This window comes from uncultured Bacteroides sp. (genome assembly GCF_902491285.1).
GTDB lineage: Bacteria > Bacteroidota > Bacteroidia > Bacteroidales > Bacteroidaceae > Bacteroides.
In genome coordinates this window covers 17,528-39,329 of sequence record NZ_CABUHK010000009.1, presented here as the reverse complement: position 1 = coordinate 39,329, position 21,802 = coordinate 17,528, and the positions used below count along the sequence as shown (strand labels likewise).

Here is a 21,802-nt window from a genome sequence, read left to right as displayed (position 1 = left end):
TTAATATTCACATGATAGTTATTCCTGCTCATTTCTACACTTTTCCGCATACTGGGTGGGCAAGAGTTCAAACATATCCTTAAAGCATTTCGTAAAGTAGCTCGAAGAGCTGAATCCCACCCGGTCGGCTATTTCTACGATGTTCAGTTGGCTGCCTTGCAGTAATTGGGCAGCCCGTTTCAGACGGATACTCTTTATGAAATCGGTAGGTGTATGCCCGGTGATAGACTGTAACTTCCGGTAGAGGTTCATACGGGTCATTCCCAGGTCACGGCTTAAATCTTCTACCGCATAGCCAGTGTTATCCATGTTCTTTTCCACACATTCGAGCGCTTTCTGTATCAACTGTTCATCCAATGGAGTAATCGTTATCTTGCCCGGATTCACCTCAAGATTCTTACGGAAATTCTGTTTTCTCTTTTCCTGTTGCTCAATCAGTTTCCGTACACGAATCAGCAACATGTCAAAACTGAACGGCTTCGACATATACGAATCGGCTCCCACCTCATAACTGCTGATTTTCACATCATCCGCCGTGCGGGCGGTAAGCAGGACAACAGGTATATGAGAAGTCTGCACGTTCGTCTTGATACGGCGGCAAAGCTCGATACCATCCATTTTAGGCATCATAATATCACTCACTATCAAATCGGGATTCTCATCGACAGCCTGTTTTTCCCCTTCTTCCCCGTCGGCAGCTTCTATCACTTTATAAAATTCACCCAATTGTTCTTTCAGGAAAGAGCGGAACTCTTTATTATCTTCTACAATCAGAAGTTTCTTGCGACCGTCATCTGCCGGAAGAGCTTCTGCGGACAAGTCTTCTACGGACGGCTGTTCCCGCTCTGCCGGAGAGGTAAGAGAAGACTCGGGCATCACCTCCTTTTCCGGTTTCAAGTCGACAGGAAGCCAGACAGTAAAGACGGAGCCCTGACCGACATGGCTGTCCACAGCAATCTTGCCTTCATGGATATTCACGTATTCTTTAATCAAGTGCAAGCCGATACCACTTCCCGGCTTCTCGTCCACCTTGTTCTGCACCTGATAGAAACGGTCGAAGATATGCGGCAAATCGGTTTCGGAAATTCCAATTCCCGTGTCGGATACTTCCATACGGGCATACCACCTGCCGTCCAGTTCTTCTTTGGATAGTTGCAGTTTGATTGTCCCGCCTTCCTTCGTGAACTTAAAGGCATTGGATAACAGATTATTCACGATTTTGTGTACCTTATCCCTGTCAAAATACATATAGAGCGCCCTACACTCCGACTGGTTGATGAAATTAAAATGCTTCTCTGCCGCCATCGGCATAAAGCTATGGGAGATAGAAGTCACAAATTCTTCTATATCGCCATTCATCAGATGCAGCGTCTCTCCTTTCATCTCCAGTTTACGGAAATCGAGCAGTTGATTGACCAACACCAGCAGTTCTTGCGCATTCCGGTAAATGTTATTCAGTTGCTTGCCGATTGTTTCGTCAGCGACTTTACGCCTTAACATATCCAAAGGAGTGATAATCAACGTCAGCGGAGTACGCAGTTCATGACTTATATTCGTAAAGAACCGGAATTTCATCTGATCCAGTTCTTCTTTCTGTCTCAGGGCTTCCTGTTCCTGCGCCTGGAGCAGCTTGCGGCGATTGCGGCGGTTCAGAAAGGTTATCACTCCACCCATCAGCAAACAGAAGAGAATAGAATAAATAATCCGGGCGGCTATCGTATCCCAAAATGGGGGATGAATGGTAAAGGATAGCGCCGACTCTTCTCCCCACACTTTATTGCTGCCGGCTGTGACGACCTTAAATACATATTCGCCCGGTGGAAGATTATTATAAGTCACACGCCCCTGCCCGTTTTCAGATTGAAGTTCAGTCCAGCCCTTATCAAACCCTTCCATGCAATAACGGAAGAAGGTCTGTGAAGGGTTCATGAAATTCAGCCCGGAGAAGTCAAGCGTTATGAAGTTCTCATCATAGTCCAATGATACTTTTTCTACGGAGTTGATAGCTTTATCAAATAAGATACGTCCGTTGTATTCGTTTCCCGGCAGCACAGGTGTGTTGAAAAGCCGCAAGGAAGTAATAAGAGGACGGTTCGGTGCTTGCTCATGGGCAATGTTTTCCGGCGTGAAAGCATTGAAGCCGTTCACCCGCCCGAAATACAAGGTTCCATTCTTTGTTTTCAGCGAACTGAATTCGTACAAGTCGTCCCGCTGCCAACCCGATTCGGAAGCAAAACTGATGACGTGGAAACTATAATCACCGTTGCCGCTTTCTACCTTAATCTTACAAAGGGAATTAATAGTAGAGAGCCAGATATCCCCATTATTATCTTCCTGTATGCTCTGAATGGTGGTATTGAACAGACCGTTTTCCTTGCCAATCCGGTATATCTTCTGCTCTTTTGTCACTACATTAAGCCCGTATTGCGTGCCGAACCACAACGCGTCCCGGCTATCTCTCAGAATACAATTATACTTATTACTCTCATGGTTATAAAGCGCATTACCCGGCTCGTCTATTTCCGGAATATATACAGAATCTTTCTCCGGGTCATAGAAATACAATCCGTTATCCGCCCCGACGATAAGGCGTCCCTGATTATCCAATTCCAATGTATTGGCTGTCTTGTATTTTTTCAGGAGAGGATGCTTGTTGAACAATAAGTCGATTTCTCCATTTTCCGGGTTGAATGCCCCGACACCGCCATATACACTCAGCCAGATACGTCCTTTCTTGTCTTCAAGGATAGCGCGGATATTGCTATAATCGGGGTCGTTCTGATAATTCATATTCGGATAAGAGTAACTCTTCACTTTTCCGTCAATAATAGAATACAGCCCGTCATGGAAAGTTCCCAGCCAAATACGATTATGACTGTCCCTATATAGCTTCCTGCAAATCTGATGATTAAGCTCTTTATAAGGAATATCCATCACGCCCGTTTTCGGATTATACCGGTACAGCCCTTTGGCAGTCCCTATGAGCACGTTTCCGTTCTTCGTCTCCAGCATACACCGGACTGATTCGTCTTTCCAGTCACCAGACACATTTTCCTTGTTATACACCGGAAAGTTATTCATTGTAGGGTGATAATAACAAATGCCCTGATTGTAGAAACCAATCCAAAGTCCGCCACTTTGCTTGTCGAAGAAGATACTGTGAATGTCATTCTGAATAACTCCGCCTGTCAGCAACGGGAAAGTTTTCAGATGAGTGACAGAGAAATTTCTCCGGGTGATGTGATATGCACCATTAGAGACTGAACCTATCCAAAGATTGCCATCATTATCAGTCGTAATTGTCGTGAGCATGGTATAGTCGTTCGTGTAGATATCCGTCATTTCAGTCCATTCATTCGTGTGGGTATCATAATATCCGGCTCCCCTGTCCCACATCAGCCAATAGTCTCCATTGTCCAGTACTTCCAGAATCGCCTGGTCTTCGGATTTCATTTTGCCGACCAGGAAGTCTTCCTGCCGGACAAAACGTTTCTGCTTTAAGTCGTAACAGCGAATCATCCCTTTCCGGTGCACCATCCAGCACAAATCTCCATAGCTCGCCACTTCACGCAACGTTCCGTTATGCCGGACAAACTCATCATTTGTGCAAATCTCTTCCAGTTTCTTTTCGGAAGGAGCATACGAGTAGACCGAATATCCGGAAGTTACGAACCAATAGCGTTGATTGGAGTCGATAAACATATCCGCTATCTTCTCCTTCAATCCAAAACGAAAGAGCAGCGAATCAATATTGTTTATATATCGCTCCGTAGAAAGGTCGAAGACACGAAGCAAACCACGCTCCTTCATCCATATGCGACTGTCTGCATCAACGTACTGACGGGGAATAACGTGGTCATAGTCTATGTAATAATTATCTCTCGTATCATAGGGAAAGTCGGAAAAGCTGCTACCGTCATAGAGGCTTAACAAAACAGTGGTACGTACTCCCAGACGACCGTCAGGAATACGAAATATACTCTTCACGTAATTATCGGGCAGTCCATTGGCTACTCCGATATGCCGGAAGATATAGGGAGCTTGTCCTGCGTCCAGCCTTGCCGGACATAGCAAACAAGATAAAATAAGAAATAGTATATAACGTGTTTTCATGCCGCAAAGATATAAACGATTATTATGCAATATATAACTATCTACGTGAAGCCCTGGCAAAATACGCTTTATACTGTTCCTGATTTAACTTTATTTAATCAGCACTATGCCAATATGTAATACACAAAAAGGGTTGTACAACCTTGAATGCTCAATGATTTGTACAACCCTTATCTGATTAAATCTTACAAACTCCTTATTGGAAAGTAGGCATCTTAAACCTGTATAATAATCCGCATACCATAGAAGCTACGCGGTCAGGCCTTCCCTGCTCGATGCCATCGTATGTATCCGTTCGGATACCCACCTTAGGTTCGGCATACAAATAGACGGAAGAAGCTACCCTCAGTTTGAACTGCACACCGGCATCCAGTCCCGGCACTACCTTAAACTCACCGTTACGACGTGCCAGACCGGCAGTAACTCCCATAAAAGGAACGACATCTATCACATGGTCGGGACTGTATCCTTTCGCTAACGTAGCCAGGCTCATCATGTAGTCCATTCCTAAACCGGCATAATGCAAAGGTAATTTATTCTGCGCTTTCGATTTATACAGGATTGTCCCGTTGATACGCCATGCCGACAACGGAGTGTACCACTTGCCGAAACTTCCCTTCGCCTCCACACCTGCGTTCTTCACCAAATCCTTGTTGCCAACCAGCAAGCTACCCATTCCGAGTGCTCCCGATACGAAGTAACGTTTGTCATCCTTACCAAATTCACTACGATTCGCTGCTTTTGAGTAAGGGACGAAGCGGTAATGGAAACCGGCATTGACGCCTACCAATACGTCTTTCTGTATAAATCCCAAATTACCTTCAATGAACTTGTCGCCATATAATCGAACCTGCGGCTCGATATACAAACCAAGAAACTCATTCACATGCCATAGTGTCTGTATGCCCGCATTAATGCCCGGCTGGAACTTATGGTCTGAATTGGAAGTATAAGCCAAATTGACACCCACGGAACCTATCAAATCAAAGATACGGTCAGGGTTGTAACCGCTCATGGTAGACGTGATATTCCACAAATAATCAAGACCGCCGCTGACGCTGATATGTCTGAGTCTACCCTCCTTAACATCACCGGGAACTACATAATTCGTAAAGAATCCACCTGTACCCACCAGGCGCAAACCGGAATAAGTACTCAGCCACTTACCGAGAGAGACCGAAGCCTGCGGACCTAAAGAGCCGAGATTTTCAATATTCGTTTTATTCAGGAACATTTGCAGACCGACTCCCGAAGTCATAAACAGATTGTCTGCGACATGATTACTTGAGAATCCGTTTGCCGGACGTGCCGCACGGTCAATCGTATGATAAGTCAGACCGAAATTAAGTTCTCCGAGCTGGTCTGTATTGCCGCCCAATCCACGACCACCTGCATATCTCTTGTGATAAACATTGAAACGAGGTTCTATGAATAAATCTACGGAACGGTTGAGACGAAAACTTCCCTGTACACCCACTCCTATTCCCGGAGCATACTTGGCAGAATTTTCCACTCCTTTTGTTCCCGCCAGGTTAACACCGGCAATACCAATCAGATTGAATATCCTGTCTTCATCATATCCCCAAAGGACATTATTGATATTCAGCATATAGTCCGCATGCAAATCAACATGCTTGAAATGCCGGCTCTTACTGCCGACGGGCGTATCCGAAAATCCAACCGTCCCGGACAAACGCAGCCCGGAAGAAGGACAGAACCATTTACCGATTCCGGCTGAGAATTGGGGGCCTATACCTTTGAACGTATTCTTAAATCCTGAGACTTTCAAAGTACTGATACCTCCGGATAAAGAAATAAACATATGATTCAGGAATGAACTGTTATCAAAATCATCAAAATGAATCTTAGTACCCATCGGAGCAGCAGGCATATAAGTCAAGCCGACCAGCACCGAACCGCCCATCTGATAATTTCTCCAACTTTCCGTATGCGCCAAACCGTCATTATACCAACCAATCCGTGGCTCTACGAACAAATCCAATGTACGGGAAAGACGTATATTTCCCTGTAAACCGATATGGGCGCCATAATAAAATTCACCCCCACCTTTCAAATTCGGATATTTTTCGGAACGTTCACTGTTATCACCGACTTTAGAATAACCGGCTTCTATGCCTGCGATTCCAAATAACTCAAAACGACGGTTGGCATTATATCCGTATGCCAAGGAAGACATATTCAGCAGATAATCCAAGCTACCGCCACCCATCTTTATTTTAGAATCGTATATTTTCGATGGCAGATAACCCATATTCACCCCTATCCTGAGTCCGTGAACCGGAGTAATCCACTTTCCCATAAAGAGATGAGCGGTCATACCTAATCCGTCCTGGACATCCTTACCCGAAAGCAAGCTATACGGACCTATTCCGGCAGAGAAAAAGAGATGTTCATTGAACTTATTACTCCCAAACTTCTCATTTGCAGGCCTTTTCTGCAACATATATTGCAATGCACCATAATCCTGTGCCTGTAAGGTGACAGCAAGCATCAGAAACAATGCCACTGCCATATATTTATTTTTGATTCTGAGGATATTCATCGTTTACTCTTGTTGTATTATCATTATTTAAGTTTCTGCTCTTCCGGCAGCAAGTCAATAATATCACCGTCCACTCTCGCTGTTTCCAGTAAGGATGGATCGAGTTCAAGGGCTTTCTCAATACTCATAATAGCATCGCCCACTTTCTCCAAACGGTTAGCGGCAATCGCTTTCACATAATATTCGCGGGCAGTTTCTACGTTCATGGCAGAAATCTTTTCCCATGCTTCCTCATTTCTCTTCATTGCCAGCAACATCACCACCTCATTGAAAGGACTGGTAGCTGCCACCTTTTCGAAAGCATCCTTATAATAACCTGCCAAAGCCTGTACGATTGCCTGCAAATCCTCAGAAACCGCTCCTTCGGGAACCAATGTCAATACAGAATCCGCCTTCGTATATTTTCCTTCGTGCAACAGGGCAATAGCCTGATTGGACAATAACTCTACCGGCGCAGACTTGCTGACAAACGGTTCGAGGATACGTGAATCCGGCGCATCTTTCTGTATGGTCGCTACCGCCAGTTCATTGGCCGCATACGTAAAGTTGTCGTAAAGCTCAAGAGCTTCCCTGCAATACTTCTCCCTTTCATCCGGAGTTTTTGCTATCGTAATCATACGATAATATTCGAAACGGGTCAGTTCCTTCGGATTCTTGTTGTAAAGTCCCCTAATCTCATCGTCGGTCAGGAAACGGAAGATTGAATAGCCGTACGTATATTGCACCTTTCTCAGCTTAGGCAGATAAGTAGCAGCAATTTCCTTATAGAAAGGTTTCGACTTCAAAACATTATTCAAGCGGTAAGGAACGGATTCATATTGCTTGATTAAATCCTCCACTTCCTTGGCAATCTCCGGTTTAGAGTCTTTTTTCAGCAATTCCGCCACCTCTTTCCAAGAGGCTACCGCCGCATCCGATTTCACTTCCAGCAGCTTGCGCGTTTCCGGATCCAGTTGCGACAGGATACGTTCCAATGCCTTGTTCGTACGCAGTTTCGCCAGTTGCAGGTTTCTCTCGTATGAACCGTCCGGTGAAGCCACACCTGTGATATGGAAACTCTTCAAAGAAGCATCCGGGTTCGTTTCAATAGCACGAAGTTCCTGGTTCAAGCGGTTCAGCTCCACTTGGTTCTGAGGATTCTTGTCGTCCAAATCGGCTTTGCCTACCAAGAATGTCAGATTCACTTCCCCTTTCGTATCCCGTAGCTGCATGACAGGTTTCGGAAGATACTTCTCATCCGTCAGATTGAAAGCGGAAAACTTGTACTCCAGAAAGCGCAGCGGGTTGACAGTTCCGCGTGCAATGGAGAAAGAATCACGGTAAATGATATTCCGATAGTTCTCCATCGCAAGATGCACGTCCGCACGGTAATCATGTTGCAGATACTCTATATAAATAGAATCATGGTAGGCAATAACATCCCCCTCGCGTGAAGAAGTCGTTTTCACCTGAATGTATTCATGCAAAGGGTCTTTATCCATATCATAATCGTACATCCGGTTTTGCGTCGTATTGTAAGTACCACCGTCGAATACCACAGGACGCATCAACAGACGTTTTTTGAGTGTCACATCATAAATGGAAGGCTGCAATACCAACCGGCGATGCGAGTTAAACATTTCCTTAGGCACCGGGACACGGGTTTTCAGATGGAAATAATTACCTTTGATTTCGATGTCCGTAGGTTCCGGAATCACTTTGTCCTTCACTTTGGAAGTAATCGTTACTTCGTTCAGCTCGATGACGGCATCTTTCAATACTACATTCAAAATCTGCTTTCCTGCCACCTTCACTGTTTTGTCTTCATAACCGACACATGTAAACTTCAACGAGCCGTTTTTCTCAACTAAGACACTGTAACGGCCATCCTCGTCGGACATTTCTATACGTTCGTCATTGACCGGATTCAGCACATTCACATTCGGAACACTTTTTCCCTGCGGGTTTGTGATATGCCCCTGCACACGGATCCGTTGGGCGGATACATTCATGCCGACGAACATCATCGCCACGAGAAGTATACCTGTTAATCTATCACGTTTCAAATTGATTTTCATTCTCTTTTCTGACTAGCTAATGTTCGTTCTACTTATCGAATAATATAAACAAAGGATACCCCCAGCTTGACAGGCGCAATGGTAGTCTTAGTATCATTGACCGCACCCGGTTTCGGAGTACCCTTATCGTATTTAAACTGACGGTAGCGCAACACACCTACGCCGGCAGTCGCTTCAATGTTCCAGTGGTTGCCCAGTACCCACGCATATCCATAGGTCAATCCGGCAGCATACGCATCACCTTTGTGATGCACATCTTTCACCATCATATTAAAATTATTCACGAAAGCGGTGATTCCAAGAAAATGGCTCACCATCGGACGATTTAGCCAATAACGTACTTCCGGCTGAAAATGCGTGAAAGTAGTTTTGAGATTGTCAGTACTGATTGGGTTTGCAGCAATCCCCATATTCAAGGAGATATGACGACCCAATACGAACTCGGCTTCAACGTTAGGACTGGCGGTCAGCCATCCCAATGCATTCGTTTTTACAGCCACTCGTTGTGCGTGTACATGTACACCACAAAACAATAACAGAAATGATAACGCAGCTATTACCCTGCGACCATTCCTCATCACATATACCATAATTTATTTCCCACTAAATATTTCCCACTAAAATATTTACCCACAAAAAAGGGCTTCCTGTCCATATTATATACAATTTGAACAAGAAGCCGCAAAATTAGAAAAAATATGGCATTAAAAACGTTTAAACACGCTTTTTTTGTTTTTTATTGTAACATTTCTTCCCCTTAGAGCACAATATGCCATGTCACGGATAAGATATACAATTATTCCTTCTTACAAATGAAACATCAGATACGTAATAATACAGGTTCTGACGTAACACCGGATTTCATCTTCTTACCATTGATAACAACCGTGCAAGGAGCAGAAGAAAGAATATACCATTTGCCCGCCTTCTTTTCGAGCAATACATTGGCGGCACTATCTGTCTGAACCATTATTCCGGGCGCAACCAACTGCGTTCCATTTCCCAGGAATAAAGTCCGGTTTCCCGCATATTCATTGCTGATAACCGCATAGTCCGCTTTCACTTTCATTCCCTGATAAGTAGCAGTCTGCACCGCATCGGACAAGGAGAAAATATGGTCTATACGCCCGTTCTTGCTTTCCACACAGATGCCTGCAAAGTCTTTCAACCCCGGCTCTTCCGCATCAAAGTAAGAAACAGACTGAATAGCGGACGGCTCGTTCTTCGTACTCGGCTCATAGATGGAAACGAAAGGACGATTCCACGCTTCCCCATGCTGCCGGGCAACGAAAGTCAGCGTCGGCTGCTCCTTTATATTATAAGGCATATTCGGCGTACGGCTCAATCCTTCAGTCATAGGAGCCAATGCCGTAAAGACCTCGCGTTCCGGTTCCCCCTTCATCCAAAGATTCATATATATGTCATCACCACCCTTATCCTTCCTATCTATGGTGAAAGTCGCCTTGACATCCTTGTCGGTTGCAGCAACCTTCTTGTTATATAAATAGGAATAAGCGTAAAGATGCGCGCCGGCAAAAGCCAATTCTTCCGTGGGTTGCAGATTCAGGTCGGTGCCATCTGCCGCTGTCAATGTCAAAGTCTGTCCGAGGTTATGGTAGAAATAATCGTGCATCTTGTCCCCGCCTTTTTCCTTCCGGCTACGGAACACATCGACATAATACCCCGTCTCCGCTCCCGTAGTGACGATACTCATCATACGTGTCTGGTCTGCCCTGCTTTCCGGCTCACGGAAATAAAGATTACTGTAAGTGACGGAAGTAAACCCTTTCCCCGGTTCTGCCGAAGCCGGGAAACAAGAAAGCAAGTCAAAAGAATGGTTACTCTTCATCACCGGATAGCTCGATACCCCATCCACACAAACGGTATTATGACTGGGGAACTGGGAATAATACTCCGCATAGTCCAGTCCGCTATATAAGAAAAGCCCGATACCCGCATCCGGTCCCAGCACATAGCCTTTCCCGTAAAGTTCCATCGAGATGCCGTTGGCGTGCATATGATTTCCCTCGCTGCCATTCAATGAAATCATCAAGCTATTGCGCGGATGCATACCGTTGCGCTGTACCAGCCAGGACACATTAGGCGCATAAAACAAAGGAGAGACATAATCCTCTATATTTCCCGGTTTCACTTTCGGGTTCAAAACCAACGGTTTATCCTCAAAGAAAGAGTTGACCGATACGCGTACATTCTTCTTTTCCGTTTTGTCATTTCCCATCTCCGGGTTCAGGCATTTCAGGAGGGCGGTGAAATAGTTTTCCTGTTCCTTTTTCCCGTTCGCCTGCGCATTCTGTATCATACGAATAAAGAAATTCGTACTCAGATAACTCGGATGTGTATCCCCAAAGCCGCAAATCATACGGTTAGGGAACAGATATTGGGGCGTGGTCGCCACTGCTTTCGACAACACAGGCATCGCTTTCACCAAATCATATTGCAGGTTCACATCAAACTGGTTCACGAAATTGGCATAATCATTGATTACCACACTGCTATATCCCGGACATTCCGCCCAAACTCCCGTATTGGAATCGAAGCCATAATCAGCAAGGCGCGTCAGGCTCCACTGACGGATGCCGGAACGGTTCATCACATAGTCAATATAATATTCGCGTCCTTTTCCATCGGCATATTCCTTGTTGTCTTCCAATACCAGCCCTACGTTCATTATAAAACGTGCCTGCAATAAATCCCAGTTGTTGTGAGGCACACCGTTTGCAATGATATTATCCGCCCATTTCTTGAAAGCTCCGGCATAGATTTCCATTTTGTCCGGATAATTATCTTTCAGATAATTATACAGAAAATCATATAAGGGGACAGCGATATGAAGCGCATCTTCATGGATTACTTCAAAGGAAGTCAACCCCACTAATGTCTGCTGATGACCATGATTCAAATCGACAGGCACATTCCGGTAATAAATACCCGTCATATACGTATCAAAGACCCCTGCGGCAAGTTTGGCAAACTTCTCTTCGTCCGTCATCCAATAGAGGAAAGCAGCGTCACGGGCAATCCCCAGGATTTCGCAGTTCAGACTCTCTATATTCCGCCCGGTCTTGGACGGGTGTACACGCTCCATAGGACGATTGGGAAGTGCATTATTACAGAAAGTCACGTTTCCGTTCCCGTCATCATCATAAGGAACGACATCCGCCAACTTGGGACGGCCGTGGGTGGCAGCCGTTCCACGTGTTCCTGTATAGCGCACCGTAGGATACGGAGCTTTCTCACCGCCCGCATGATCGAACGTTTCGCCCTTTACATATACTTCCGTGGCATGAGACTTCCAATACATTGCCAGACGGGACAGCAACCAGGACGGTTGAGCATCCGTCAGGTTCGTATATACTTCCGTCCGTTCCTTCAATTTATCGAAAACATCTTTCGCCCATTCTTCCTTTTTAATCAGTTTCCATGTTTCCTGTTTTCCAGCCGGAGTAGTCAGCACCCGCGGGTGCTCCTGCGGCATCTTTTCCGGCAAAGGAATCTCCTGTCCTGATGCACTGCCCAGAAAAGATAAAAAACAGAATCCCAATAAAATTCGTCTCATACTTCAATTTCTTTTTTAGGTTTGATACCTATTAAATACGAAGATAGAGATTTATTTACCTAATCCTTCCGGTAAAGACCGTTTTTTATTTGTCCGGGACTATGTTTTTCCAAACAAAGAATTATATTTGCAAAAAACCTACTAACAATTCTGATTACTTATGAAAATCTTATCTATCCATGATTTGGCAACAATCAGGAAAAGAGCGGAACACAAACTTTCATTACGTGAAGAAAGTAATGAGAAAGTCACCGAAAAATGTTGCGGACTGGCATCCGGCACGCAACACCTTCAAATCCTGATTTGCGGCGGCACAGGGTGCAAAGCCTCTTCAAGCCAAGACATTACGGACAATCTCCGGTCAGCCATCCAAAAGAACGGCATTGCCGACAAAGTAGAAGTTATCACAGTGGGCTGTTTCGGTTTCTGCGAAAAAGGACCTATCGTGAAAATCATCCCCGACAACACCTTCTATACACAAGTCACCCCCGAAGACGCGGAAAACATCATCACCGAACATATCATCGGCGGTCGGAAGCTAGAAAGACTGCTGTACACAGACCCGAAAACGGAACATACCGTCAGCGACTCCAAGCACATGGATTTCTACCGGAAGCAACTACGCATCGCCCTGCGCAACTGCGGCTTTATCGACCCGGAAAATATCGAGGAATATATCGCCCGCGAGGGATATTACGCACTGGCGGACTGCCTTCTCAATAAGCAGCCGACGGACGTAATCGACCTCATCAAACGCTCCGGCCTGCGCGGACGTGGCGGTGGCGGCTTCCCCACAGGACTGAAATGGGAGTTTACCCATAAGCAGCAATCGGACATCAAATATGTAGTTTGCAACGCGGACGAAGGCGACCCCGGCGCATTTATGGACCGCTCCATCATGGAAGGCGACCCTCACTCTATCGTAGAAGCCATGTGTATCTGCGGTTACTCCATCGGTTCCAGCAAAGGACTGGTGTATATCCGCGCCGAATACCCTCTTGCCATCAGCCGGCTGAAAACAGCTATCGAGCAAGCCCGCAATTACGGTCTGCTGGGAGATAACATCTTAGGAACAGACTTCAGTTTCGACATCGAGATACGCTATGGAGCAGGCGCCTTCGTCTGCGGCGAAGAAACCGCCCTGATTCACTCCATGGAAGGAAAACGCGGCGAGCCGACTCTCAAACCGCCTTTCCCCGCCGAATCCGGCTACCTGGGCAAGCCTACCAACGTGAACAATGTAGAGACGCTCGCCAATATCCCTATCATCCTGACGAAAGGCGCCGAATGGTTCGCAACGATTGGAACGGAACGTTCCAAAGGCACAAAAGTATTCGCCCTTGCAGGAAAGATAAACAATGTCGGACTGATTGAAGTACCGATGGGGACTACGCTCCGCGAAGTAATCTACGAAATCGGCGGCGGCATCAAAGGCGGAAAGAAATTCAAGGCGGTGCAGACAGGCGGTCCATCGGGCGGCTGCCTGACAGAGAAGCACCTGGATACCCCCATCGACTTCGACAATCTTCTGGCTGCCGGCTCCATGATGGGTTCCGGCGGTATGATTGTGATGGACGAAGACGACTGCATGGTATCCGTCGCCCGCTTCTACCTGGACTTTACCGTAGAAGAATCCTGCGGGAAATGTACGCCTTGCCGTATCGGCAATAAACGCCTGCTTGAATTGCTGAACAAGATAACCGAAGGAAGGGGCACGGAAAAAGACCTGGACACTCTCGCCACTTTGGGACAAGTTATCAAAGACACCGCCCTCTGCGGGCTGGGACAGACCTCCCCGAACCCGGTTCTGTCTACGCTGGACAATTTCCATGACGAATACCTGGAACACGTCCGCGACAAAACCTGCCGTGCCAAACAGTGCAAATCCCTGCTGACCTACACCATCAATCCCGAACTTTGCATCGGCTGCCATCTGTGCGCCAAGAACTGTCCGGCGGACGCAATCATCGGACTGGTACGCAAACCGCACATCATCAGCCCCGACAAATGTATCAAATGCGGAATGTGCATGGCACGCTGCAAGTTCAAAGCCATTCTCGTCTGTTAAAGTCTATTTACCATGGAAGAAAAACAAATTACACTCCAAATAGACGGTCATTTTATCACCGTCCCCGAAGGAAGCACCATTCTTGAAGCCGCCAACAAAATAGGTATCAACATACCTACCTTATGCCACATTGACCTGAAAGGAACCTGCATAAAAAACAATCCCGCTTCCTGCCGCATCTGCGTGGTCGAAGTCATCGGACGGCGCAACCTGGCTCCTGCCTGCGCCACCCGTTGCACGGAAGGCATGGTAGTAAAAACCAGTACCCTGCGCGTGATGAACGCCCGCAAGGTAGTAGCCGAGCTGATTCTTTCCGACCATCCCAACGACTGCCTCACCTGTCCGAAATGCGGCAACTGCGAACTTCAGACACTGGCACTGCGCTTCAATATCCGCGAGATGCCTTTCAATGGAGGTGAACTGTCTCCCCGCAAACGGGAAATCACCGCTTCCATAGTCCGCAACATGGACAAATGTATTTTCTGCCGCCGTTGCGAAAGTGTATGCAACGATGTGCAGACAGTAGGCGCACTCGGCGCCATCCGCCGCGGTTTCAACACGACGATAGCTCCCGCCTTCGACCGCATGATGACAGAGAGTGAATGTACTTATTGCGGCCAGTGCGTAGCCGTCTGTCCGGTAGGCGCATTGACCGAACGTGATTACACCAACCGCCTGCTCGATGACTTGGCAAACCCGGACAAGGTAGTCATCGTGCAGACCGCACCTGCCGTACGCGCTGCCCTGGGAGAAGAATTCGGATTCCCCCCCGGCACACTGGTAACCGGAAAAATGGTATACGCCCTGCGCGAACTGGGATTCGACTATGTATTCGACACCGATTTCGCAGCCGACCTCACCATCATGGAAGAAGGCTCCGAAATCCTGAACCGCCTGACACGCTATCTCAACGGCGACAAGTCCGTCCGCCTGCCCATCCTTACGTCCTGTTGTCCGGCATGGGTGAACTTCTTCGAACATCACTTCCCGGATATGCTGGATATACCGTCCACCGCCCGTTCCCCGCAACAGATGTTCGGCTCCATCGCCAAATCCTACTGGGCGGAAAAGATGGGAATCCCCAGGGAGAAGTTAGTAGTCGTATCCATCATGCCCTGCCTGGCAAAGAAATATGAATGCGACCGCGACGAGTTCAAAGTAAATGGCATCCCCGACGTGGATTACTCCATCTCCACCCGCGAACTGGCACGGCTGATTAAACGTGCCAACATCGGCTTCCCGCTGGTACTAGACAGCCCGTTCGACAATCCGATGGGCGAATCGACAGGCGCCGGCGTCATTTTCGGCGCCACAGGCGGCGTAATGGAAGCCGCCCTGCGCTCCGTCTATGAAATCTACACCGGAGAACCTCTCAAGAATGTAAACTTCGAACAAGTACGCGGACTGAACGGAGTCCGCCGCGCCACCGTCAATCTGAACGGATTTGAACTGAAAGTAGGCATCGCACACGGACTGGGCAACGCCCGCCATCTGCTGGAAGATATACGGAACGGGCACAACGAATATCACGTCATCGAAATCATGGCCTGCCCCGGCGGCTGCATCGGCGGTGGCGGCCAACCGCTGCACCACGGCAATTCGGAAGTATTATACGCCCGCGCCAATGCGCTTTATCGTGAAGACGCCAACAAACCGCTGCGCAAGTCGCACGATAACCCGTACATCAAAAAACTATACGAAGAATATCTCGGCAAACCCCTGGGCGAGAAATCGGAAATGCTATTGCACACCCACTATTTCAACAAATCTATGGATTAACTTTAAACGAAGAGTATTATGTCAGATATAAAACTAGCCTGCGACGTGGCGGAACAAGTCAGAACGATTTGCGACAAGCACGGAAACAATCCGGGCGAATTAATCAATATTTTGCACGAAGCGCAGCATCTGCACGGCTACCTGCCCGAAGAGATGCAGCGCATCATCGCTTCCAAGCTCAATATCCCCGTATCGAAAGTATATGGGGTGGTCACTTTCTATACGTTCTTCACCATGACCCCGAAAGGGAAGCATCCCATCTCCGTCTGCATGGGTACGGCATGCTACGTGCGCGGTTCTGAAAAGCTGCTTGAAGAATTCAAGCGCGTACTAGGCATCGAAGTCGGCGAAACCACACCGGATGGAAAATTCTCATTGGACTGCCTGCGCTGCGTAGGCGCCTGCGGACTGGCTCCGGTAGTGATGATTGGCGAGAAAGTGTACGGAAGGCTGCAACCGATAGATGTAAAGAAGATTATCGAGGAATTGGAATAAATGTCCGGAATAAAAAAGCGGTTGCTTTGAAAAAGCAAAGCAACCGCTTTAAAACATTTTTTAACAACAGACAAAAAAAGCGGAGAGAACGAGATTCGAACTCGTGATACCCTTTAGGGGTATACACGCTTTCCAGGCGTGCCTCTTCAACCACTCGAGCACCTCTCCTTATTTTTCAATAAAAAAACAGGGTAATGGAAATATACTTTCCACAAAAGAAATAGCAGCTTCAAAGCTGCTATTTTCCAGCGGAGAGACAGGGATTCGAACCCCGGGTACCTCGCGGTACAACGGTTTTCAAGACCGCCGCAATCGACCACTCTGCCACCTCTCCAAAACTTCCTTTTCAGAAGTGCTTTTCGTTAAAAGCGGTGCAAAGGTACGAACTTTTTTTAAACATGCAAGAGTTTCCACAAAAAAAAATTTCGAGAAGATTTCCAAAGGATAGCAATATCTAGGTATTTTATGTTGAAAAGCATAAAATGGAGCATATTTATGCTGATTATATGAAAAATGATTGTAACTTTGTGCGCTCTAAAGAAAAGGATAACTACAACCTCTAATTTTATCATTTATGGAATTAAATAAAATCTTTAAAGATGGTCTTTGGAGCAGCGAAATCAACGTCAGGGATTTCGTAAGTCATAACATCACTCCGTATTACGGAGATGCTTCTTTCCTCGAAGGACCTACCGAACGCACAAAAGCCGTATGGAACCGCTGCCTCGAAGCGCTGGCGGAAGAAAGAGCAAACAACGGCGTCCGCTCGCTTGACAATGTTACCGTATCCACCATCACTTCCCACAAAGCCGGATATATCGACAAGGAAAACGAATTAATCGTCGGTCTGCAGACAGACGAACTGCTGAAACGTGCCATCAAGCCTTTCGGCGGTATCAACGTAGTGAGCAAGGCTTGCCACGAAAACGGCGTGGAAGTGGACGACCGCGTAAAAGATATATTCACTCACTACCGCAAGACGCACAACGACGGCGTATTCGACGTATATACCGAAGAAATCCGCTCGTTCCGCTCACTGGGATTCCTGACCGGACTTCCCGACAACTATGCCCGCGGACGTATCATCGGTGACTACCGCCGTATGGCGCTCTACGGTATCGACCGACTGATTGAAGCCAAGAAAGAAGACCTGCGCAACCTGACCGGTCCGATGACCGAGGCCCGCATCCGCCTGCGCGAGGAAGTGGCAGAGCAAATCAAGGCATTGAAGGACATGAAGGTTATGGGCGAATATTACGGACTCGATTTGAGCCGTCCTGCCTACACCGCACAGGAAGCAGTTCAATGGGTATATATGGCTTACCTTGCCGCCGTTAAAGAACAAGACGGTGCAGCCATGTCATTAGGAAATGTTTCTTCCTTCCTCGACATCTACATGGAATATGAACTGAGCAAAGGAACCATCACCGAATCTTTCGCACAGGAACTTATCGACCAGTTTGTCATCAAACTGCGCATGGTACGCCACCTGCGTATGCAATCATACAACGACATTTTTGCCGGCGACCCGACCTGGGTGACCGAATCTTTGGGTGGACGTCTCAACGACGGACGTACCAAAGTGACAAAGACTTCCTTCCGCTTCCTGCAAACACTGTACAACCTCGGCCCGTCACCAGAACCGAACCTGACTGTATTGTGGAGCCCGGAACTGCCGGACGGTTTCAAAGAATTCTGTGCCAAAGTTTCTATCGACACTTCTTCTATCCAGTACGAAAACGACGACCTGATGCGCGAAGTACGCCAGTCGGACGACTACGGAATCGCTTGCTGCGTGTCTTACCAAGAAATCGGAAAGCAGATTCAATTCTTCGGTGCACGCTGTAACCTGGCCAAAGCCCTATTGCTCGCCATCAACGGCGGACGTTGCGAAAACACGGGTACGGTCATGGTGAAAAACATCCCTGTACTGACCAGTGACACGCTGAACTTCGAAGAAGTAATGAGCAACTACAAGAAGGTATTGACTGAAATCGCCCGCGTTTACAACGAAGCGATGAACATCATCCATTATATGCACGATAAGTATTACTACGAAAAGGCACAGATGGCCCTCGTAGATACCAACCCGCGCATCAACCTTGCTTACGGTGTAGCCGGACTTTCCATCGCGCTCGACTCACTGTCTGCCATCAAGTATGCGAAAGTTACCGCCCGCCGCAACGACATCGGTCTGACGGAAGGTTTCGACATCGAAGGCGAATTCCCTTGTTTCGGTAATGACAATGACAAGGTAGACCATCTGGGTGTTGACCTGGTATATTTCTTCAGTGAAGAATTGAAGAAGTTGCCGGTGTACAAGAATGCCCGCCCTACCCTTTCATTGCTGACCATCACTTCTAACGTGATGTATGGTAAAAAGACCGGTGCTACTCCCGACGGACGTGCCAAAGGCGTTGCCTTTGCTCCGGGTGCCAACCCGATGCACGGACGCGACAAGAACGGTGCTATCGCTTCTCTGAGCTCCGTCGCAAAGTTGCGCTACCGTGACTCACAGGACGGTATCAGCAACACCTTCTCCATCGTTCCCAAATCACTGGGAGCTACCGCAGAAGACCGCATAGACAACCTGGTTACCATGATGGACGGCTACTTCACCAAAGGCGCTCACCATCTGAACGTTAACGTTCTGAACCGTGATATGCTTTATGACGCTATGGAACATCCGGAGAAATATCCGCAGCTTACAATCCGTGTTTCCGGTTATGCCGTAAACTTCGTGAAGTTGAGCCGCGAACACCAGTTGGAAGTTATCAGCCGTAGCTTCCACGAACGTATGTAATCTATCTACTCTATATGACGATAAACGTACATTCATACGAAAGTATGGGAACATTCGACGGGCCGGGCTTACGGCTCGTCGTTTTTCTTCAAGGCTGCAATTTCCGCTGCCTGTATTGTGCCAATCCCGACACGATAGCCGGCAAAGGTGGTACGCCTACCCCGCCGGAAGAGATTGTCCGCATGGCCGTGAGCCAGCGTCCCTTCTTCGGAAAGCGCGGTGGAGTTACTTTTTCGGGCGGAGAACCTACGTTTCAGGCGAAAGCGCTTGTCCCGCTGGTCCGAGAACTGAAGGAGAAAGGGATTCACGTCTGCATAGACAGCAACGGCGGCATCTGGAATGAAGATGTAGAAGAGCTTTTCAAACTGACCGACCTCGTATTGCTTGATATCAAGGAATTCAACCCCGCCCGCCATCAGACACTGACCGGAAGAAGCAACGAACAGACCATCCGCACGGCGGCATGGCTCGAAGAGAACGAAAAACCGTTTTGGTTGCGTTATGTATTAGTGCCCGGATACAGCGACTTTGAAGAGGATATCCGCCAACTGGGAGAGGCTTTGGGAAAGTACAAGATGATTCAGCGTGTAGAGGTGCTGCCTTACCATACGCTAGGCGTACACAAATACGAAGCCATGGAACAGGAATACAAGCTGAAAGATGTAAAAGAAAATACCCCCGAACAACTTGAAAAAGCTGCGGGAGTATTTAAAGAGTATTTTGCTACTGTGGTGGTCAACTAACCGCCACAGTAATAAATAGAGAGAATCACCATGTCTCTGTTTTCACCTCGAAGCAGGGACATTCTTTTATCCGCTCCCAAGGGTCTACAATTCCGTTGTAATTAGTGTCGGGACTCAAATCACGATGTCCCACCACCTTTGCTTCCGGATAACACTGCAACAATTCACTTACCAGGCGATGCAAGGCTTCCTTCTGCCGGGAAGTGCGCGTATCCGCCGCCTTTCCGTTTTCATCCAGTCCGCCTTCATAACACACCCCTAAACTGACCGCGTTGTAACCACGTGCATGAGCGCCCACCGTATCTTCGTCACGCATCGGCTCTATCTGTCCCGACTTGCGTACGTAGTAATGATACCCCCAACACGAGAATCCCCGGAACCGGTGAGCCGTGTCCACATCCCGCGCCGTGAAGTCACGGTCGGCACGGGTGGCGGAACAATGAATCACAATCAGGCTAATCTTCCGCATCATCCTTCTTCCTTTCCGTCGTCTTCACGTTGCACACTTCCTTGTGCGTAGTGTTGTAACGCACTTCTCTCACTACTCTATCATGCTTTCTCTTCCCGAAAAAAGGAATGATGTACATGATAACTTCCAAAATCTTGCTTACGATTTCTTTCATCTTTTCTTTAAAATTAATTGGTTATCAAAAAAGGAGAATATCAAGCAGCCGGATCCGGTGTTTCGCCATCGTCGCCCGAACCGCCACCGTCATCGGGGTCTTTATCATCCTTGCCGCTATCGCTGCCCGATTGAGCTACCGCACGCGTCGACACTTGCTGATAACTCAGGATTTTCAGCAGTTCCGCCAACGTCTTTCCGGGACGGAAAATGATATGCGCCCCTTTAATCATCGAGCTTGAGAACTCTTTGACCGATGCCGCGCCCTCACTATTCAAACCGATTTGCAGACTGCCCAAATCACCCAACCGCACGATACGCCCGGCTTTCAACGAGCGTTTCGCCTCATAAAGGATTCCGGAAATCGAAGCCCGCACATCCGTCTCCGTACAGGTGGAACGACTGGTAATCGCCTCGCACAATTCTTCGAAATCCAACTCACCGGCTGCCTGCGCCTGTGCGTAATACTTTGCCGCTTCATCCTTCTTTGCAGGATTCTTGCGCGGCACTACCGAATAAGAAACTGTCATTGCCATAATAAAATAATTTCAAATTTTGTGTACATTAGAAATGCATTTCCATCTTGTTAACGACACAAAAATACAACCTTTTCCACAGCCCATATTCCCCAACGAAGTTTCCTGATTTCCAACGAATAAAAGTGAAGCTAATACTTTAATAAACCAGTTATTTTCAGTAACTTTATAGCATATTACAAGAACAAACCGATATGAATTACAAAGAAAATTCCTTTATTATCCGCACCTATACGAAAGCGGAACTGGCTCACCTTTACAACCCCACCACTTGCATAAAAGTAGCTTTACAAATTCTCCGCCGGTGGATTATGTATAATCCACCTCTCCTACACGAGCTCGAAGAAGAAGGGTATCGCGCACGCAACCGTCTGCTCTCTCCCCGACAAGTAGCAACCATTGTACGTTATTTAGGCGAGCCCTAATCCAAATAACTTCCGGCCATT

Annotated in this window: 14 protein-coding genes and 2 tRNA genes; 6 read left to right on the top strand and 10 right to left on the bottom strand. The window is 47.4% G+C overall.

Going from position 1 to position 21,802, the window contains the following annotated elements; translation table 11 throughout:
* Nucleotides 1-18 precede the first annotated feature (18 nt).
* The 5 genes from RDN93_RS03950 to RDN93_RS03930 form a co-directional block, all read right to left on the bottom strand.
* Nucleotides 19-4,113, bottom strand: coding sequence for a two-component regulator propeller domain-containing protein (locus RDN93_RS03950; protein WP_308744265.1), 4,095 nt, complete (start codon nucleotides 4,111-4,113; stop codon nucleotides 19-21).
* Between the two features lie 196 nt (nucleotides 4,114-4,309).
* On the bottom strand, nucleotides 4,310-6,676 hold the full coding sequence (locus tag RDN93_RS03945; RefSeq protein ID WP_308744264.1) for a hypothetical protein: 2,367 nt from the start codon (nucleotides 6,674-6,676) through the stop codon (nucleotides 4,310-4,312).
* 23 nt (nucleotides 6,677-6,699) lie between these two features.
* Nucleotides 6,700-8,733, bottom strand: coding sequence for a carboxypeptidase-like regulatory domain-containing protein (locus RDN93_RS03940; RefSeq protein ID WP_308744263.1), 2,034 nt, complete (start codon nucleotides 8,731-8,733; stop codon nucleotides 6,700-6,702).
* A 32-nt stretch (nucleotides 8,734-8,765) separates the two neighbouring features.
* Nucleotides 8,766-9,311: a DUF3575 domain-containing protein gene (locus RDN93_RS03935; protein ID WP_308744302.1), complete on the bottom strand. Its 546-nt coding sequence runs from the start codon at nucleotides 9,309-9,311 to the stop codon at nucleotides 8,766-8,768.
* Between the two features lie 242 nt (nucleotides 9,312-9,553).
* On the bottom strand, nucleotides 9,554-12,310 hold the full coding sequence (locus RDN93_RS03930; RefSeq protein WP_308744262.1) for a heparinase II/III family protein: 2,757 nt from the start codon (nucleotides 12,308-12,310) through the stop codon (nucleotides 9,554-9,556).
* 160 nt (nucleotides 12,311-12,470) lie between these two features.
* Here RDN93_RS03930 and nuoF point away from each other — a divergent pair, with 160 nt between their 5' ends.
* Genes nuoF through nuoE form a run of 3 tightly spaced genes read left to right on the top strand, consistent with a single transcriptional unit; the run spans nucleotide 12,471 to nucleotide 16,652 of the window.
* Nucleotides 12,471-14,378 carry an NADH-quinone oxidoreductase subunit NuoF gene (nuoF, locus tag RDN93_RS03925; protein WP_308744261.1) on the top strand — a complete coding sequence of 636 codons (1,908 nt, stop codon included), beginning with the start codon at nucleotides 12,471-12,473 and terminating at the stop codon, nucleotides 14,376-14,378.
* A 12-nt stretch (nucleotides 14,379-14,390) separates the two neighbouring features.
* A complete protein-coding gene (locus RDN93_RS03920) occupies nucleotides 14,391-16,157 on the top strand; it encodes an NADH-dependent [FeFe] hydrogenase, group A6 (RefSeq protein ID WP_308744260.1) in 1,767 nt (588 codons plus the stop codon).
* Between the two features lie 18 nt (nucleotides 16,158-16,175).
* Nucleotides 16,176-16,652: an NADH-quinone oxidoreductase subunit NuoE gene (gene nuoE, locus RDN93_RS03915; protein ID WP_008021615.1), complete on the top strand. Its 477-nt coding sequence runs from the start codon at nucleotides 16,176-16,178 to the stop codon at nucleotides 16,650-16,652.
* Between the two features lie 80 nt (nucleotides 16,653-16,732).
* Here nuoE and RDN93_RS03910 read toward each other — a convergent pair.
* Together RDN93_RS03910 and RDN93_RS03905 are read right to left on the bottom strand one after the other, a co-directional pair.
* Nucleotides 16,733-16,820: transfer RNA gene (locus tag RDN93_RS03910), tRNA-Ser, on the bottom strand.
* A gap of 81 nt (nucleotides 16,821-16,901) precedes the next feature.
* Nucleotides 16,902-16,986: transfer RNA gene (locus tag RDN93_RS03905), tRNA-Ser, on the bottom strand.
* 240 nt (nucleotides 16,987-17,226) lie between these two features.
* On the opposite strand from RDN93_RS03905, the gene pflB reads away from it, so the two are divergent.
* Nucleotides 17,227-19,455: a formate C-acetyltransferase gene (gene pflB / locus RDN93_RS03900; RefSeq protein ID WP_308744259.1), complete on the top strand. Its 2,229-nt coding sequence runs from the start codon at nucleotides 17,227-17,229 to the stop codon at nucleotides 19,453-19,455.
* 14 nt (nucleotides 19,456-19,469) lie between these two features.
* A complete protein-coding gene (gene pflA, locus RDN93_RS03895; RefSeq protein WP_308744258.1) occupies nucleotides 19,470-20,198 on the top strand; it encodes a pyruvate formate-lyase-activating protein in 729 nt (242 codons plus the stop codon).
* Between the two features lie 25 nt (nucleotides 20,199-20,223).
* Here pflA and RDN93_RS03890 read toward each other — a convergent pair whose 3' ends face one another.
* The 3 genes from RDN93_RS03890 to RDN93_RS03880 are packed head-to-tail and all read right to left on the bottom strand — an operon-like array spanning nucleotide 20,224 to nucleotide 21,356.
* Complete coding sequence (locus tag RDN93_RS03890) at nucleotides 20,224-20,667, bottom strand: N-acetylmuramoyl-L-alanine amidase (protein WP_308744301.1); 444 nt, start codon at nucleotides 20,665-20,667, stop codon at nucleotides 20,224-20,226.
* Nucleotides 20,654-20,821 (bottom strand): hypothetical protein, encoded by a 168-nt coding sequence (locus RDN93_RS03885; RefSeq protein ID WP_308744257.1) that lies wholly within the window; start codon nucleotides 20,819-20,821, stop codon nucleotides 20,654-20,656. The genes RDN93_RS03890 and RDN93_RS03885 overlap by 14 nt, the downstream gene beginning before the upstream one ends.
* A gap of 40 nt (nucleotides 20,822-20,861) precedes the next feature.
* The gene (locus tag RDN93_RS03880; RefSeq protein WP_308744256.1) at nucleotides 20,862-21,356 is read right to left on the bottom strand and encodes an HU family DNA-binding protein; all 495 of its coding nucleotides are present in this window, start codon (nucleotides 21,354-21,356) and stop codon (nucleotides 20,862-20,864) included.
* Between the two features lie 194 nt (nucleotides 21,357-21,550).
* Between RDN93_RS03880 and RDN93_RS03875 the strand changes: the two genes are divergently transcribed.
* Entirely contained in the window at nucleotides 21,551-21,781 is a 231-nt protein-coding gene (locus RDN93_RS03875; protein WP_308744255.1) for a DUF4248 domain-containing protein, read from the top strand.
* Nucleotides 21,782-21,802 lie beyond the last annotated feature (21 nt).